A 16,109-nucleotide genomic window follows, 5' to 3' on the forward strand; every position below is an offset into this window, starting at 1 on the left:
CACTGCGGCCGGGCGGGCGTCAGACGCGCACTCCCTGGTGCCACACGGCCGAAACGAGCGGGACGCCCGGCCGGTAGGCGAGGTGGACGTGCGAGGGCGCGTCCAGGAGGGCGAGGTCGGCGCGGGCGCCGGGCGCGATCCGTCCGACGTCCGTACGGCGCAGCGCACGGGCGCCGCCCGCGGTCGCCGACCACACCGCCTCGTCGGGCGTCATCCCCATGTCGCGGACCGCCAGCGCGATGCAGAACGGCATGGAACTGGTGAAGGACGAGCCCGGGTTGCAGTCGGTGGACAGGGCGACGGTGGCGCCGGCGTCGAGCAGCGGGCGGGCGTCGGGCCAGCGGGCGCGGGTGGAGAACTCGGCGCCCGGCAGGAGGGTGGCGACGGTGTCGGACTGCGCGAGGGCGTCGATGTCGGCCGGGCTGAGGTGGGTGCAGTGGTCGGCGGAGGCGGCGCCGAGTTCGACGGCGAGCTGGACGCCGGGGCCGTGGCCGAGCTGGTTGGCGTGCACCCGTGGCACCAGGCCCCTGGCCTTGCCCGCGGTGAGCACGGCGCGGGCCTGGTCGCCGTCGAAGGCGCCCTGCTCGCAGAAGACGTCGACCCAACGGGCGTGCGGGGCGCAGGCGTCCAGCATCGGGCCGGTCACCAGGTCGACGTAGCCGGCCGGGTCGTCGGCGTAGTCGGGGGAGACGATGTGCGCCCCGAGGAAGGTGACCTCGTCGGTGTGTTCGGCGGCGATGCGCAGCGCGCGGGCCTCGTCCTCGACGGTGAGCCCGTAGCCGGACTTGGTCTCCTGGGTGGTGGTGCCCTGGCGCAGCGCCTCGGCGAGGTAGCGGGCGACGTTGGCGTGCAGCGCCTCGTCGGTGGCGGCGCGAGTGGCGGCGACCGTGGTGCGGATGCCGCCGGCGGAGTACGGGCGGCCGGACATCCGGGCGTTGAACTCCGCGGTGCGGTCGCCGGCGAAGACCAGGTGGGAGTGGGAGTCGACGAAGCCGGGGATGCCCGCCCGGCCGTCCGCGTCGACGGCGTTGTCAGTGGCGGGTGCTTTGCTGGAAGCACCGACCCAGGCGATGCGGTCGCCGTCGATGACGACCGTGGCGTCCTGGATCAGGCCGAGGGGGCCTTCGCCGAGGGAGGGGTCGTTGGTGACGAGCTGGGAGATGTGGGTGATGGCGGTGGTGGTCGGCGTGGAGGTCGTCGTCATCGCGGGGGTGTTCTCCTTCAGCCGCGTACCGCGGCGATGGACTCTGCGAGGGCGGTGGGTACGTCGGGGACAAGAGTGTGCACACCGTCCCGGACGATCTGCCGGCCGCCGACGATGGTGTGCCGTACGTCCGCAGCGGAGGCGGCGAATACGGCCGCTTCGGCGGCCAGCCGGGGCGGTGGCCCGGCAGTGCGTACGGAGTCCAGTGCGATCGTGGTGAGGTCGGCGAGCGCACCGGCCTCCAGTGCGCCGGCGTCGCCCCAGCCCAGGGCGGCATGACCGTCGGCGCTCGCGGCGCGCAGCAGGGCGGCGGCCGTCCAGTGCCCGCGGGTGCGGGTGCGCAGCCGTTCGTCGAGCTCCATGGCGCGGGCCTCTTCGAGCAGGTCGATGACGGCGTGGCTGTCGCTGCCGAGGGACAGCGGGCTGCCGCGGCCCTGGAGCCGGGCGGCCGGGCCGATGCCGTCGGCCAGGTCGCGTTCGGTGGTGGGACACATGCACACGCCCGTGCGGGAGTCGCCGAGCAGCTCGATGTCCTCGGTGGTGAGGTGGGTGGCGTGTACGGCGGTGGTGCGGCTGCCCAGCACGCCGTGGTCGGCCAGCAGCCGGGTGGGGGTGCAGCCGTGGGCCTCGCGGCAGGCGTCGTTCTCTGCGGTCTGCTCCGAGAGGTGGACGTGCAGCGGGGCCTGCCGTTCGCGGGCCCAGTCCGCGACCGTGCCGAGCTGCCCGGCGGGGACGGCGCGTACGGAGTGGATGGCGGCGCCGATACGGGCGTGTGCGCGCTCCTTGAGCGCGTCGGCGCGCTCGGCCCAGCGCTCGGCGGTGCCGTCGCAGAACCGCAGTTGGTGGTGGTCGGGCGGGGCGCCGAAGCCGGCCGAGAGATAGGCGGTGTCCAGGAGGGTGATCCGGATACCGGCGTCGGCGGCGGCGGTGATCAGCGCCTCGCCCATCGCGTTGGGGTCGTCGTAGCGGGTGCCGCCCGGCGCGTGGTGGAGGTAGTGGAATTCGCCGACGGAGGTGATGCCGGCCAGCGCCATCTCGGCGTAGGCGGCGCGGGCCAGGGCGTAGTAGGTGTCGGGGGTGAGCCGGTCGGCGACGCTGTACATCACCTCGCGCCAGGTCCAGAAGGTGCCGGTACCGACCTGGACGATGCCGCGCAGGGCGCGGTGGAAGGCGTGCGAGTGGGCGTTGGCGAGGCCGGGGAGGGTCAGGCCGCGCAGCGTGGTGGACCCGGGCGGCGGGGTGTCCGTACCGGTGCGAACGGCGGTGATCCGGCCGTCCGCGGTGTCCACCGTCACGCCCGGCTCGGCGTGGGTGCCGAGCCAGGCGTGTTCGAGCCAGTACGTCGTCGGTGTTGCCTGCGTCGTCAGCGGCACGCCAGCCCCTCCAGTACGTCGGCGAGTGCGGTGACCCCGGCGGCGCAGTCGTCCTCGTCCGCGGCCTCGGCGGGCGAGTGCGACACCCCGGTGGGGTTGCGGACGAACAGCATCGCAGTGGGCACCGTTCCGGACAAAATACCCGCGTCGTGCCCGGCGCCGGTGCCCAGGACGGGCACGGTCCGCTCCCCCGACTTGCCGAGGATCGCGCTCAGCTCGTCCCGCAGGGCGTGCTGGAACTCCACGACGGGGGTGAAGGATTCGCGGACGACGGCCAGTTCCACCCCGTCGCGGGTGGCGCGCTCGGCGGCGGCCTGCTCGATCCCGGTGATCACGGTGTCCAGGGTGTCCTGGTCGGGGGCGCGGGAGTCCAGCCAGCCGCGGACCAGCGAGGGGATGGCGTTGACGCCGTTCGGCTCCACGCTGATCTTCCCGAAGGTGGCCACGGCGCCGGCCAGCCGGGCCTGCTCGCGGGCGGCGAGCACGGTCGCGGCATAGCTGAGCATCGGGTCCCGGCGGTCCTCCAGGCGGGTGGTGCCGGCGTGGTTGGCCTCCCCGTGGAAGTCGAACCGCCAGCGGCCGTGCGGCCAGATGGCGGAGGCGATGCCGACCGGGTCACCGGACAGGTCCAGGGCCCGGCCCTGTTCGACGTGGAGTTCGACGAACGCACCGATCCGGGCGAGCCGTTCGGGGTCAGGGCCGATGGCCTCCGGGTCGTATCCGGCGCGTTCCATGGCCTGCGGGAGGGTGATGCCCTCGCCGTCGCGCAGCCGGTGCGCGGCCTCGGGGGTCAGCGCCCCGGTCGCGAGCCGGGAGCCGGCGCAGGCCAGGCCGAAGCGGGCGCCTTCCTCGTCGCCGAAGTTGACGATCGCCAGGGGCTTGTCGAACTCCGCTCCTCTCCGGCGGAGTTCATCGAGCGCGGCGAAGGAGGAGACGACGCCCAGCGGGCCGTCGAAGGCGCCGCCGTCGGGCACCGAGTCCAGGTGCGAGCCGGTGACGACGGCGTCGCCCGGGTCCGCGTCCCGGTAGCCGGTGGCGCCGAGCCAGGCCCACTGGTTGCCGTTGCGGTCCAGTTCGTAAGTGAGTCCACGGGTCTCGGCCTGGGCCCGGAACCACGCCCGGCAGTCGGCGTCGGCGCCGGTCCAGGCGTAGCGGCGGTAGCCCCCGGAGGAGGAGTGGCGGCCCAGGGGCCGCAGCTCCTCCCACATCTCGTGGAACGAGGCGGTCACGCGCCCCCGCCTTCGCCCTCGCGCATCGGGATGCGGACGCCGCGCTCGGCGGCCACCTCGTCGGCGCGCTCGTAGCCCGCGTCGACATGCCGGATGACGCCCATGCCGGGGTCGTTGGTGAGCACCCTGCGGATCTTCTCGCCGGCCAGTGCGGTGCCGTCGGCGACGGTGACCTGTCCGGCGTGGATCGAGCGGCCCATGCCGACGCCGCCGCCGTGGTGCAGCGAGACCCAGGAGGCACCGGAGGCGACATTGACCATGGCGTTGAGCAGCGGCCAGTCGGCGATCGCGTCCGAGCCGTCCTTCATGGCCTCGGTCTCGCGGTAGGGCGAGGCGACGGAGCCGCAGTCGAGGTGGTCGCGGCCGATGGCCAGCGGGGCCTTGAGCGTCCCGTCGGCGACCATCTCGTTGAACCGCTCGCCGGCCTTGTCGCGCTCTCCGTAGCCGAGCCAGCAGATCCGGGCGGGCAGGCCCTGGAAGTGCACCCGCTCGCCGGCCAGCTTGATCCAGCGGGCCAGCGACTCGTTCTCCGGGAAGAGGTCCAGGATCGCCTTGTCGGTCGCGGCGATGTCGCGGGCATCACCGGACAGCGCGGCCCAGCGGAACGGCCCCTTGCCCTCGGCGAACAGTGGCCGGATATAGGCGGGGACGAAGCCGGGGAAGGCGAAGGCCCGCTCGTATCCGGCGAGCTGGGCCTCGCCGCGGATCGAGTTGCCGTAGTCGAAGACCTCGGCGCCGGCGTCCATGAAGCCGACCATGGCCTCGACGTGCCGGGCCATCGACTCGCGGGCCCGCTGGGTGAAGTCGGCGGGCTTCTCGGCGGCGTAGGCGGCCATGTCGTCGAAGTCGATGCCGGACGGCAGGTAGGCCAGCGGGTCGTGGGCGCTGGTCTGGTCGGTGACGATGTCGATCGGCGCGCCCTCGGCGAGCATCTGCGGCAGCAGGTCGGCGGCGTTGCCGAGCAGGCCGATGGAGAGCGGCTTGCGCTGGTCACGGGCCTCGACGGCGAGCTGGAGGGCGTGCTGGAGGCTGTCCGCCTTCACGTCCAGGTAGCGGTGTTCGATGCGGCGCTCGATGGCGCGGGGGTCGCAGTCGATACAGATCGCGACGCCGTCGTTCATGGTGACGGCGAGCGGCTGGGCGCCGCCCATGCCGCCGAGGCCGGCGGTGAGCGTGATCGTCCCGGCCAGGGTGCCGCCGAACTTCTTGGCCGCGACGGCCGCGAAGGTCTCATAGGTGCCCTGGAGGATGCCCTGGGTGCCGATGTAGATCCACGAACCGGCGGTCATCTGGCCGTACATGGTCAGCCCGAGGGCTTCCAGGCGGCGGAACTCCTCCCAGTTGGCCCAGTCGCCGACGAGGTTGGAGTTGGCGATGAGCACCCGCGGTGCCCACTCGTGCGTCTGCATCACGCCGACCGGCCTGCCGGACTGGACGAGCATCGTCTCGTCCTGCTTCAGCGTGGTGAGCGTGCGCACCATGGCGTCGAAGGAGCGCCAGTCACGTGCGGCCTTGCCCGTGCCGCCGTAGACGACGAGCTGGTCCGGGTGTTCGGCCACCTCCGGATCGAGGTTGTTCTGCAGCATGCGCAGCGCGGCTTCCTGCTGCCATCCCCGAGCACTCAGCTCCGTACCGCGCGGTGCCCGCACGGGTCGCGGTCCCGACATGGGCCGTGCCTCCCTGACGTCGATTGGATTGAGCTATTCACATATTGAGGTCGCTGAATAGCACTAGTCAACAGGGCACGGTGGACCGCCGGCCGCGAGCCGCGTGAACCGGCCAACCCGCCCGGCATTTTTTACTTGCCTACCGGGAAAGTCTGCGCTAACTTTCCCAGTAGGCAAGTCAACGGGGAATGCCTGGAACGCCTTGGGGAGGCGATGGCCATGAGCACATCAGTGGATGCGGAACAGGCCTGGAAGGATCTGCAGCGCATCCGGGTACCGCAGGAGCGGGTGTACGACGAGATCGAGCGAACCGCTCAGAACGACGCGGGGTCGGCGTACACCACGGCCGGCGTCATGTGGGTGTTCATCGCCGTCTCGGGCCTCGATCTGCCCGAGTGGGCGTTCTGGCTGGTGCTCGCGGCCTATGTCGCCCTGCTCGGCTCGCTGGGCGTGATCTACAACCGCAGGACTCGGATGCGACTGCACCGCTCGCGCCACAGCTGGCGGTCGTTCGCCATCTTCTTCGCGGGCATGACGGTGACCTTGGTGACGATCCTCGGCTCCGGCCGGCTGGTCGACTGGCTGGCACTGCCCTACGGCAGCCTGATCCAGGCCACCGTCTCGGCGGGCGTCTTCGTCCTCTTCATCGGGCCGGCGAACCGCTGGGCGGTCAGCCCACTGCGCGAGAGCGGCACGAGAACCCTCCGGAAGGAAGCAGGCCGATGAGCACCCCGAGCGGCTTCGACGAACTGATCCACCCCTCCACCCGGCTGTCCGTGGTGGCCCTGCTCGCCGCCACGGAGTGGGCCGATTTTCCCTTCATCCGCGACAGCCTCTCGCTCAGCGACTCCGCGCTCTCCAAGCAGCTGCACACTCTGGAGGAGGCGGAGTATCTGGAGATCCGCAAGGAAGGCGGCGGCCGTAAGCGGCGCACCAAGGTACGGCTGACGCACCGCGGCCGGACCGCCTTCGAGGGGCATGTGGCCGCGCTACGGGCCATCGTCGAGGGCGCGGGACCCGCGGCGTCGCCCGCACCGGCGACGGAGTCCGCGGCGTCGGCGGAGACCGCGGCGGCGGCCTCAGGGGCAGGGCAACAGCAACAGCGCGCGGAGGCGGGCCGATGACGACCACCGAACAGCCGACCGTCGCCCCGCGCACGACCGCTGTGGAGCCGGCCGTCGCCCCGTCGACGGCCGCTCCGGCCGCCGCGGGCCCGGCCGGAGCCGCCGGCCGGCCCGTCATCCGGGTACGCGACATGAGGATGTCGTACGGCGGCACACACGTCCTGCACGGCATCGACCTGGACATCCACCGCGGCGAGATCTTCGCGCTGCTCGGCCCCAACGGTGCGGGGAAGACCACCACCGTCGAGATCCTGGAGGGCTTCCGGCAGCGCTCCGCCGGGGAGGTCACCGTCCTGGGGACGGACCCGGCGCGCGGCGACGACGCCTGGCGGGCCCGGATCGGCCTGGTCCTGCAGTCCTGGCGCGACCACCGCCGCTGGCAGGTGGCCGAGCTGCTGAGGCACTTCGCCCTGTACTACCCCGCTCCCCGCGACCCCACGGAGCTGCTGGCCCTGGTCGGCCTCACCGAGCAGGCCGGGCAGCAGGTCGACCGGCTCTCCGGCGGACAGCGCCGGCGGCTCGACGTGGCACTGGCGATCGTCGGCCGCCCGGAACTCCTCTTCCTGGACGAGCCGACCACCGGCTTCGACCCCGAGGCCCGGCGCGGCTTCCACGACCTGGTCGAACGGCTCGCCCGCGACGAGGGCGTCACGGTCCTGCTCACCACCCACGATCTGGCCGAGGCCGAGCGGCTGGCCGACCGGATAGCCGTGCTGGTCAGCGGCCGGATCCAGGCCGGCGGCACCCCGGCGGAACTGGCCCGTCGGGCCGCCGCACAGGCCGAGGTCCGCTGGACGGCGGCCGACGGCACGGCCCGCCGGGAACGCACCGAGGACCCCTCCCGGCTGGTCTGGGAGCTCCACCGGGACACGCAGGGGCCGGTGGCCGACCTGGAGGTCCGCCGCCCCACGCTGGAGGACACCTACCTGCACATGGTGCACCGGGACGACGGAGCCGGGGGCGGGGACGGAGCCGGGGCGGGGCCAGAGGACGGGACAGGGGCACGGACCAGTGGTGCGGGCGGAGCCGGGGCCCCGGAGGCCTCCGGCACAGACGCCTCGGACGCAGACGCCTCGGACGGGGAGAAGGAAGCATGAGGGGGACCGGAGTGACGACTTCGACAGAAGCAGGCGTGGTGACGGGCAGTGCCCGGGGGGACGGCACGGCGGGACGTGCGGCCACAGCCGGCGCCACCACGGGGGCGGGATCGCGGCGCCGCCGCTACTGGCGCGCCGGTCTCCTGCGCGGCGGCATCGAGCTCCGCCACCTCGTCCGCAACCCCAAGGAGATGGGCGGCCATCTGGTCAACGTCGTCGTCGCGCTGCTGCTCGCCGGCTATATCGGCGACCAGGTCCCCGGCACCCGTGTCCCGATGGCCCATCTGACGCTCGCGGGCTTCGCCGCCTACCTGCTGTTCCAGATCGGGCTGGTCAATCTCCCGCAGATCCTGGTGACCGAGCGCGAGGAAGGCGCTCTGCTGCGGCTGCGCGCCACCCCCGGCGGCATACCCGCCTATCTCGTCGCCAAGTCCGTGCTGGTGGTCGCCATGGCGTTCGGGATCCTGGCCGTCCTGCTGGGAGCCGCCGCGGTGCTGGTGGACGGGCCGCTGCCGCACGGGCCCGGCGGGTGGCTGACACTGCTGTGGGTCAGCGTGCTCGGACTGCTCGCCGTCGTCCCGCTGGGGGCGGCCATCGGCGCCGTGCTGCCGAACCCCCGTGAGGCGCTTGCGTTGATCATGCTGCCCTCGATGGGGCTGCTGATCACCTCGGGAGCGATGTTCCCGCTCACCTCGCTGCCCGTGCTGGTCCAGAAGATCGCCTCGGTCTTCCCGCTCAAGTGGATGGCCCAGGGCCTGCGCTCGGCCCTCCTGCCGGACGCCGCGCGCGCCGCGGAACCGGCCGGCTCCTGGGAGCTGCCGACCGTGGCACTGATACTCACCGCCTGGGCCGTCCTCGGCTTCCTGCTCGCCGTCCCGCTCCTGCGCCGCGCCGCCCGCCGCGAGTCCGGCTCCCGCCTCTCCGAACGCCACCGCAAGGCGGGGTGGAGCGGCAGCCGGACGGCCTGAGCGGAAGCCGCCCCCGGACCGTCCGGAGGGATACGGACGGATGCGGACGGTACGGGTGAAGGAGGACGGTCCAGGCTGAGGAGGACGGTCCACGGGAAGCGGACGGCCCAGGCAGCGGCAGAGACGGATGGTCCGGGCCGAGGCGGATGACCCAGGCGGAGACGGAGACAAACGGTCCAGGCGGAGACGGATGACCCAGGCCGAGACGGGCGGCCCGGGCGGAGACGGGCGGCCCGGGCGGCTCCCGGTTGGCGTCGCACCCCCACCCAATGATGGAGTTGACCCATGAACTTCACGGAGCGAGACCGTGCCATTCAGTCAGCCATCGCGCGCGGGCTGGTCGGCCCCGGCGAGCCCGTTGCCGGGCTGCTCGACATCGCCGGGATCCGCCGGTCGGCAGCCGAACTCCGCGCCGCCTTCGAGGAGTTCACCGCGCCGGGCACCCCGGTGCTCCATGCGTTCGCGGTGAAGGCCGCCTCGCTCGTGCCCGTATTGCGGCTGCTCGCGCAGGAAGGACTCGGCTGTGAGGTGGCCAGCCCCGGCGAGCTGGCGCTGGCCCGTGCCGCCGGGGTGCCGATCGCCCGGACCGTCCTGGACTCACCGGCCAAAACCTTCGCCGAACTGCGCGAGGCGCTGGCTCTCGGGATCGCCGTCAACGCCGACAACCCCGAGGAGCTGGCCCGGATCGACGCGCTGATGGCCTCGGCGCCGAGCAGCGCACCCATCGGTCTGCGGGTCAACCCCCAGATCGGTGGCGGCACCATCGGGGCGATGAGCACCGCCACGGACACCTCGAAGTTCGGCGTCGGGCTGCGTGACGAGGGCGCTCGCGACTGGGTCGTACAGGCCTTCCTCGCCCGCCCGTGGCTGACCCGGCTGCACGGCCATGTCGGCTCCCAGGGCATGCCCCTCGAGCTGATGGCGGCGGGCGTCAAGGCCCTGTACGACATCGCCGAGGAGATCAACGAGCGGGCCGGCCGGCGTCAGATCGACACCCTCGACATCGGCGGCGGCCTGCCGGTCAACTTCTCCTCGGACGCCACCACCCCGACCTACCGCGAGTACGCCGCGCTGCTGCACGCGACCGTCCCCGGCCTGCTGTCCGGGCGCTACGGGCTCGTCACCGAGTTCGGTCGCTCGCTGCTGGCCAAGCACGGCGTGGTCCTCGCCCGGGTCGAGTACGCCAAGTCGGCCGGCGGCCGCCCCATCGCCGTCACCCACGCCGGCGCCCAGGTCGCCACCCGCACGGTCTTCGTCCCCGAGGCGTGGCCGCTCCGGATCGCGGCCTATGACGCCGAGGGGCGTCCCAAGACGGGCGCTCCGGTCGCCCAGGACATCGCGGGGCCGTGCTGCTTCGCGGGTGACCTGGTCGCGGAGAACCGTCCGCTCCCCCGCCTGGAGGCCGGCGACCACGCCGCCCTCCTGGACACCGGCGCCTACTACTTCTCCACCCACTTCGCCTACAACTCCCTCCCCCGCCCCGGGATTTACGGCTACGCGGCGGACGCGGACGGCGAGGTCCGCTTCGCGACCGTCCGCACCCCGCAGACCCTGGAGGAGCTGACCGCGGAAAGCGGTGGCGCACACGCGAAGTCGCTGGGCGAGCTCGGGAGGCAGTAGGCAAGGGGCCGCGGTGAGCGAGAGGCCGTAATGGGCAAGGGGGCGTAATGGGTGAGAAGCCGTAATGGGTGAGAGGCGGTAGCAGGCGAGGGGCGACCGGCGGCCCGTGGGCGGGTGCCCGCCGCCGCGTGCCGCTCAGCGGCCGGCCCGTACTCCCCCGGCCCGGGAACCGCCGGCCCGGGAGCCGCCGGTCCGCGCTCCCCCTCGCCGTGCCCCGCCGGGCCTGGCATCGCCCGCGGCCGTCCCGGTCAGGGCGTACTCACGGACCTCCTTGCCCGCCGCGCCGCCCCGCGTGGCGGCTTCCGTCCGTACCCACAGCAGCGCCTCGTGCGCCCGCTCCCAACGGCCCAGCCACAGCGCCTTGCTCCACAGCCCGAGCGCGGCCCCCGCCATCAGCAGCCCGCCGGCCGACGGCAGCGCACAGGACGAAGCAACCGCCGCCAGGAAGGCGCACAGCAGCCACCAGCGGTGCGCCCGCCGCCAGACCCGGACGGTGACCGCCCGGTCCTGCAGGATGACGCCCTCCCGCCGGCGAAGGCTGACCGGTTCTGACCGGTGGGCCGCTCCAGGTCAGTGGCCACCGGATGGAACGTCGCAGCCGTAGTGGTCGGGGTAATCGGGGTAACCACCGGAGGTGTCCGCCTGGGTGGTCCTGCGGTGCATCGTGCCCTCCAGGCACAGCGGAGAGGCCTCGATGAGGAAGCTGACCCCCGTGGGACCGTTCTCGTGCGACTGCACCTTCCCGGCGGAGTAGCCCGGCCGGTGAGCGCGCTGCGGGTGCTCGGGTGGGTTGCAGTCACCGCGCTTGCGCAACGCTTCGAGCACCCGCTCGATGCGGCGGACGGCCGCGAGCCCGTCGCAGCGGCTCTGGCCGTACAGCGGCAGGGAACCCGTACTCCGCTACTCCACGAACAGCCCCCGGGCCGCCGCCCCCGCGTCGAATTCCTCCAGCCGGGCCTGGGCGTCCGGGAGGGCGTCGCACATCGCCTCCAGCAGTACGCGGCCCAGGAGCATGGGGGCGCAGGCCGTGTCGAAGGCCAGGCCGGTGCCGACCGGGGCCGGGAGCAGGAGGTCGGTGTGGTGGGCGACGGGGGCGAAGGCGCTGTCGGCGACGGTGACGACGGTCAGGCCGGCGGTGCGGGCGTATTCCAGCGCGTCGACGACCTCGCGGGGGTGGCGGGGCAGGGCGAAGCAGAGGAGGGCGCTCGCGCCGGCCCGTACCGCGGCGTCGATGCGGTCGGTGAGCATGGTGCCGCCCTCGTCCAGCAGCCGGACGTCGGGGTGGACCTTACGGGCGAAGTAGCTGAAACCGGCGGCCTGGGCGGTGGCGGCACGCAGTCCGAGGACGGGGAGCGGCCGGGAGGCGGCGAAGAGGCGGCCGGCCTCGACCACCGGTGCCGGGTCGGCGAGGGCGGCGGCGAGCCGGCGGAGGTTGTCGATCTCCGCCTGGACGGCCTGCTGGTACTCGTTGTAGGAGCCGGTGTCGCCGGGCTTGTCCGTAGGGGCGACCTCGCGCAGATGGCGGCGCAGCGCCGGGTAACCGTCGAAGCCGAGGGCGACGGCGAAACGGGTGACGGACGGCTGGCTGACCCCTGCCAGTTCGGCCAGTTCGACGCTGGAGAGGAAGGGTGCGTCGGCGGCCCGGCGCACCATGCAGTGGGCGATCCGCCGCTGGGTGGGAGTCAGCCGGTGGCCCTCGAAGAGCTTCTGGAGACGGGCGGCCGTACCGGTGTCCGCGGCGGAGATGCCGGCCTCCATGCCGGTGGCGTCCGTCCCGGGGGCGGCGTCCTCCATGGCGGTGGGGGTGTCCCTGCCGGTGATGTCCGTCCCGGCGTTCGCACCCGCGCCCGCCCCCGAGCCCGTACCCGCGCCCGTCCTCGCGCCCGTGTCCGTCGTGGCCGGCGCCTCCGGCGTCCGGTCGGCCCTGTCCCGCGGTCCGTCGCCGGTCGCGCCGCCGACGCCGCCGCCGATTCCGCCGCCGTTGTCCCCGTCCCCGCTCATCGCCTCTTCTTCCCGGCCCGGTCGGGGGCCTTGTCCTGTCCTGTGTCGACCGACTGTACGGAATTCCTGGCCCGCTCCGGCCCGCGCTACGCGCCGCGATCCGGCCGTAAGCGCACCCCGGCCCCACGCCACCACCCTGGCTCCACGCGCCGCCCCGCCACTCCCGTACAGCCCCACTACTCCCCTACAACTCCGCCAGCCCGTCCAGCAGCCCCGCCGCGACCGCCACGTCACCGGTCAGCGGCCGGTCCTCCATCCGCGGGTCGAGGGCGTCGGCGGCGAAGGCATAGGCGGCGGCGAGCGGTATGTCCGGGTCGGGCTCCAGGGAGCGCATCCGCAAGGCCCGTACGGTGGCGACCAGTTCGCAGGCGAGGACCTGGCGGTAGTGCGTAGCGGCGCGCAGGCTCTGGCGCGCGCCCAGGGAGGCGAAGCTCGCCTGCTCCTCGACGCCGCGGGAGAGGACGGCATGGCCGAGCGAGGCCGGGTGGGAGACCGCGCGCATCTCGCCGAGCGCGGCGCCGGCCGCGTATTCGAGGATCATCACGCCGGAGCTGGCCGGTGCCGCATCCCCCAGGAACGGCCGCAGCCGGGTGAAGTCGGGCTCGGAGAGCGCGGCGAGCCGGGCGGTGGACAGCTGGGCGGTCTGCAGCACGGCCAGCCGGAGGGCGTCCAGGGCGAGCGCGGCATGGGCGGCGTAGAAGTTGCCGTGGTGGTAGGCGGCCTGGTCCTCGATGCTGATCAGGGGGTTCTCGGCGGCGGCGTTCACCTCGACCGTCAGCACCTCGTCCAGGGTGTCGGCGGCGTCCAGCGCCGGGCCGTGGATCTGCGGGATGCAGCGGAAGCCGTACGGGTCCTGGATTCGGCCGAGGGGCGGGGCCGGGCGGGGCGGGACGCCGGAGAGGGTACGCAGCCGGGTGGCGGCGGCCGCGGAGCCGGGGTGCGGGCGGGCGAGCATGACCGGCTCGGCGAAGGGCTCGTACGAGCCGCCGACCGCGAGCAGGGAGAGGGCGGCGACGGGGAGGGAGGCGGCCAGGAGCCGGCGCAGTTCGTCGAGGGCGAGCGCGGACTGGCCGAGGGTGAGGGCGTTGCTGCTGATCAGGGCGAGCGCGTCGTTGTTGTCGAGGGCGATGGGGGCGGGGGCCCGGCCGCCGGACGCGCAGTGCCAGGGGTGCTCGCCGGCCAGCGCGAGTCCGGTCTGGGCGAGCGCGGCCAGGTCGCCGGTGCCGACGCCGCCGTGTTCGTTGACGACGGGGTGCGCGCCGGCGTCCAGGGCGGCGAGGAGGGAGGTGATGACGGCGGGGTTCAGGCCGGCGCCGCCCGCCAGCAGCTGGTTGGCGCGCACGGCGAGCATGGCGCGGACCTCGCGGCCGGGCAGCGGGTCGCCGACCGCGCCGGCGTGGCTGCGCAGCAGCCGCAGCCCGTGCTCGGCATCCGCGGCCCCGACGTCCTCCGTGCGGTTGGCGCCGACGCCGGTGCTGCGCCCGTAGACCCGGCCGGTGGCGGCGAGGCGGCGTGCGGTCTCCCAGGATTCCTCGGCGCGGGCGAAGGCCTTGGGGTCGGGGGCGGTGGGGTGCGCGGTGCGCTCCGCGAGGGCGGCGATGTCGGCGCTGTGCAGGCCGGTGCCGTCGAGTGTGATGCGCCGGCCGACAGGGGGGCCGTTGTCCAGCATGTGAGATACCAAGGGGTTCAACTCCCTCTTATAACGCGCTTTGTGGACGGAAGTCCGACACCTCTTTCCGTACGGTGAGCCGAAGCAGCAGGCGAGGTAAAAGCGATTGCCTTCCGCCTATTGACTTCTATTCACGCGCCTATGACTCTGCATGACACTATGCAGGCCGGGCAAGGGGCAGCGGATGATCAAGTTCGACGCAGTCAGCAAGCGATACCCGAATGGCACCACCGCCGTGGACGAGCTGTCCCTGGACCTCCCCGAGGGCGGGGTCACCGTCCTCGTCGGCTCGTCGGGCTGCGGTAAGACCACCACCCTGCGGATGGTCAACCGCATGGTCGAGCCGACCTCCGGCAGGATCAGTGTCGGCGGCCGCGACATTCTGGAGGCGGACGCCGCCGAGCTGCGCCGCGGCATCGGCTATGTCATCCAGCAGTCCGGTCTCTTCCCTCACCGTACGATCCTGGACAACATCGCGACGGTCCCGCTGCTGCTGGGCTGGGGCAAGCGCAAGGCCCGCGCCCGCGCCGCCGAGCTGCTGGAGCTGGTCGGCCTGCCCGCCGACGCCGGCAAGCGCTATCCGCACCAGCTCTCCGGCGGCCAGCAGCAGCGCGTCGGCGTCGCCCGTGCGCTGGCCGCCGACCCGCCCGTGCTGCTGATGGACGAGCCCTTCGGCGCCGTCGACCCGGTCGTGCGCACCCAGCTGCAGAACGAGCTGCTGCGGCTCCAGGAGGAGCTGCGCAAGACCGTCGTCTTCGTGACCCACGACATCGACGAGGCGGTCCGGCTGGGCGACCGGATCGCGGTCTTCCGCACCGGCGGCCGGCTCGTCCAGTGCGCCGAGCCCGCCGAGCTGCTGGCCCGGCCCGCCGATGACTTCGTCGCCGACTTCCTGGGCGCCGAGCGCGGGCTCAAGCTGCTCTCGCTCACCACCCTCGCGGACGTCCCGCACGCCCCCGGCCGGGCGATACGCGCCGACGAACCGGTCGGCGGGATATCCCGCGACGGCGGCCGCTGGCGCGTGGTGACCTCGCCGCGCGGGGAACCGCTGGGGTGGCTGGACGCCGACGCCCTGCCTGCCGGCGGGACGGCCGGCGAGGCCCCGCTGGAGGCCGTACGGCCGCTGCGCGACCACGATTCCCTCCTCTCGGCGCTCAACGAGGCGGTCTCCTCCCCCGCCGCCGCCGTCGTCCGGGTCTCCGCCGACGGGGTGCTGACCGGCGTCACCTCCCGCGACGCCATCCACGACCGGGCGGGCCGCAGCCACGCGGAGGCGGGCCGGGCGGCGGCCGCCGGGCCCACCGCCGCCGGGCCCACCGCCCCCGGGACGCCCGCCTCCGAGACGCCCGGCTCCGAAGCGCGCGCCCCCGAGACACCCGGCTCCGAGCCCCCCGCCCCCGAGGACACGCCCGGGGACAGCCCCGGGGACACCCCCGGAGACGCCAAGCCCCCCAAGGCCCCCTCCGCCACGGAGCGCCCCGCATGACCATCGAGTGGGGCTGGTTCCCCGACCACGCCGACGAGATGGCCCGCCTGACCGCCGACCACCTCGCCACCGCGGTGCCCGCCGTCCTCCTCGGCCTGCTGATCGCGCTGCCGCTGGCGGTCCTCGCCCACCGGATACGGCCGCTGCGCGGCTTCATCCTGGGCGCGTCCAACATCCTCTACACCATCCCCTCCCTCGCCTTCTTCGTCCTCCTCCTGCCGGTCACCGGCCTCACCCGCACCACCGCGATCGTGGGTCTGACCGCGTACACCCTGGTCGTCCTCGTACGGAACACCGTCGAGGGCCTGGACGCGGTCCCGGTCAAGGTCCGTGAGGCGTCGACGGCGATGGGGACCGGGCCGCTGCGCACCCTGCTCACCGTCGAGCTGCCGCTCGCCCTCCCGGTGATCATGGCGGGCGTCCGGGTCGCCACCGTCATGTCCATCTCCCTGGTCAGCGTGGCGAGCTATATCGGCTACGGCGGCCTCGGCCAGCTCTTCACCGACGGCTTCCAGCGCAACTTCCCCACGCCGGTCATTGCCGGTGTGGCCTTGACCCTGCTGCTCGCCCTGGTCGCCGACGCGCTGCTGGTGACCGTCCAGTGGCTGTGCACCCCCTGGCGGCGCGGCACCTCCCGGCAGCGCACCTCTCTGTGGCGGAAGGCAGCGTGA

At 73.5% G+C, this 16,109-nt stretch carries 14 protein-coding genes and 1 pseudogene; 7 read left to right on the forward strand and 8 right to left on the reverse strand.

Features of this window, described 5'->3' with window-relative positions; all coding sequences use genetic code 11:
- Positions 1-19: 19 nt before the first annotated feature.
- Genes hutI through hutU form a run of 4 tightly spaced genes read right to left on the reverse strand, consistent with a single transcriptional unit; the run spans position 20 to position 5,473 of the window.
- Entirely contained in the window at positions 20-1,204 is a 1,185-nt protein-coding gene (gene hutI / locus ABR737_RS18655; protein WP_350251296.1) for an imidazolonepropionase, read from the reverse strand.
- Between the two features lie 17 nt (positions 1,205-1,221).
- Entirely contained in the window at positions 1,222-2,577 is a 1,356-nt protein-coding gene (locus ABR737_RS18660; RefSeq protein WP_350251297.1) for a formimidoylglutamate deiminase, read from the reverse strand.
- The gene (locus ABR737_RS18665; protein ID WP_502964341.1) at positions 2,568-3,806 is read right to left on the reverse strand and encodes an allantoate amidohydrolase; all 1,239 of its coding nucleotides are present in this window, start codon (positions 3,804-3,806) and stop codon (positions 2,568-2,570) included. Before ABR737_RS18665 ends, ABR737_RS18660 begins: the two co-directional genes overlap by 10 nt.
- A complete protein-coding gene (hutU, locus tag ABR737_RS18670; RefSeq protein ID WP_350251298.1) occupies positions 3,803-5,473 on the reverse strand; it encodes a urocanate hydratase in 1,671 nt (556 codons plus the stop codon). Before hutU ends, ABR737_RS18665 begins: the two co-directional genes overlap by 4 nt.
- Positions 5,474-5,692: 219 nt before the next feature.
- Between hutU and ABR737_RS18675 the strand changes: the two genes are divergently transcribed.
- The 5 genes from ABR737_RS18675 (at position 5,693) to ABR737_RS18695 (ending at position 10,282) form a co-directional block, all read left to right on the forward strand.
- Positions 5,693-6,199, forward strand: a complete 507-nt coding sequence (locus tag ABR737_RS18675; RefSeq protein ID WP_350251299.1) for a hypothetical protein — start codon at positions 5,693-5,695, stop codon at positions 6,197-6,199.
- Positions 6,196-6,597: a transcriptional regulator gene (locus ABR737_RS18680; protein WP_350251300.1), complete on the forward strand. Its 402-nt coding sequence runs from the start codon at positions 6,196-6,198 to the stop codon at positions 6,595-6,597. Before ABR737_RS18675 ends, ABR737_RS18680 begins: the two co-directional genes overlap by 4 nt.
- A 131-nt stretch (positions 6,598-6,728) precedes the next feature.
- Positions 6,729-7,694 (forward strand): ABC transporter ATP-binding protein, encoded by a 966-nt coding sequence (locus ABR737_RS18685; RefSeq protein WP_350256836.1) that lies wholly within the window; start codon positions 6,729-6,731, stop codon positions 7,692-7,694.
- An 11-nt stretch (positions 7,695-7,705) separates the two neighbouring features.
- On the forward strand, positions 7,706-8,662 hold the full coding sequence (locus tag ABR737_RS18690) for an ABC transporter permease (protein WP_502964342.1): 957 nt from the start codon (positions 7,706-7,708) through the stop codon (positions 8,660-8,662).
- A gap of 285 nt (positions 8,663-8,947) precedes the next feature.
- On the forward strand, positions 8,948-10,282 hold the full coding sequence (locus ABR737_RS18695) for a type III PLP-dependent enzyme domain-containing protein (protein WP_350251301.1): 1,335 nt from the start codon (positions 8,948-8,950) through the stop codon (positions 10,280-10,282).
- Between the two features lie 135 nt (positions 10,283-10,417).
- Here ABR737_RS18695 and ABR737_RS18700 read toward each other — a convergent pair.
- From ABR737_RS18700 to ABR737_RS18715, 4 genes and pseudogenes are all read right to left on the reverse strand, one after another.
- Positions 10,418-10,801 (reverse strand): annotated as a pseudogene (locus ABR737_RS18700) (hypothetical protein); the annotation flags it as partial.
- 51 nt (positions 10,802-10,852) lie between these two features.
- Complete coding sequence (locus ABR737_RS18705) at positions 10,853-11,107, reverse strand: hypothetical protein (RefSeq protein ID WP_350251302.1); 255 nt, start codon at positions 11,105-11,107, stop codon at positions 10,853-10,855.
- A gap of 75 nt (positions 11,108-11,182) precedes the next feature.
- Entirely contained in the window at positions 11,183-12,283 is a 1,101-nt protein-coding gene (locus ABR737_RS18710; RefSeq protein WP_502964343.1) for a MurR/RpiR family transcriptional regulator, read from the reverse strand.
- 184 nt (positions 12,284-12,467) lie between these two features.
- Positions 12,468-13,952 (reverse strand): aromatic amino acid ammonia-lyase, encoded by a 1,485-nt coding sequence (locus ABR737_RS18715; RefSeq protein ID WP_350251303.1) that lies wholly within the window; start codon positions 13,950-13,952, stop codon positions 12,468-12,470.
- A 184-nt stretch (positions 13,953-14,136) separates the two neighbouring features.
- Here ABR737_RS18715 and ABR737_RS18720 point away from each other — a divergent pair, with 184 nt between their 5' ends.
- Positions 14,137-15,438 carry an ABC transporter ATP-binding protein gene (locus ABR737_RS18720; protein ID WP_350251304.1) on the forward strand — a complete coding sequence of 434 codons (1,302 nt, stop codon included), beginning with the start codon at positions 14,137-14,139 and terminating at the stop codon, positions 15,436-15,438.
- Positions 15,435-16,109: an ABC transporter permease gene (locus ABR737_RS18725; protein ID WP_350251305.1), complete on the forward strand. Its 675-nt coding sequence runs from the start codon at positions 15,435-15,437 to the stop codon at positions 16,107-16,109. Before ABR737_RS18720 ends, ABR737_RS18725 begins: the two co-directional genes overlap by 4 nt.

Source organism: Streptomyces sp. Edi2 (genome assembly GCF_040253635.1).
Lineage (GTDB): Bacteria > Actinomycetota > Actinomycetes > Streptomycetales > Streptomycetaceae > Streptomyces.

What these genes read in the sequence shown, in the direction of transcription:
- ABR737_RS18710 (WP_502964343.1), bottom strand. Translation starts at nt 12,283, where the DNA reads ATGAGCGGGGACGGGGACAACGGCGGCGGAATCGGCGGCGGCGTCGGC.
- ABR737_RS18680 (WP_350251300.1), top strand. Translation starts at nt 6,196, where the DNA reads ATGAGCACCCCGAGCGGCTTCGACGAACTGATCCACCCCTCCACCCGG.
- ABR737_RS18695 (WP_350251301.1), top strand. Translation starts at nt 8,948, where the DNA reads ATGAACTTCACGGAGCGAGACCGTGCCATTCAGTCAGCCATCGCGCGC.
- ABR737_RS18685 (WP_350256836.1), top strand. Translation starts at nt 6,729, where the DNA reads ATGAGGATGTCGTACGGCGGCACACACGTCCTGCACGGCATCGACCTG.
- ABR737_RS18675 (WP_350251299.1), top strand. Translation starts at nt 5,693, where the DNA reads ATGAGCACATCAGTGGATGCGGAACAGGCCTGGAAGGATCTGCAGCGC.
- ABR737_RS18725 (WP_350251305.1), top strand. Translation starts at nt 15,435, where the DNA reads ATGACCATCGAGTGGGGCTGGTTCCCCGACCACGCCGACGAGATGGCC.
- hutU (WP_350251298.1), bottom strand. Translation starts at nt 5,473, where the DNA reads ATGTCGGGACCGCGACCCGTGCGGGCACCGCGCGGTACGGAGCTGAGT.
- ABR737_RS18715 (WP_350251303.1), bottom strand. Translation starts at nt 13,952, where the DNA reads ATGCTGGACAACGGCCCCCCTGTCGGCCGGCGCATCACACTCGACGGC.
- hutI (WP_350251296.1), bottom strand. Translation starts at nt 1,204, where the DNA reads ATGACGACGACCTCCACGCCGACCACCACCGCCATCACCCACATCTCC.
- ABR737_RS18720 (WP_350251304.1), top strand. Translation starts at nt 14,137, where the DNA reads ATGATCAAGTTCGACGCAGTCAGCAAGCGATACCCGAATGGCACCACC.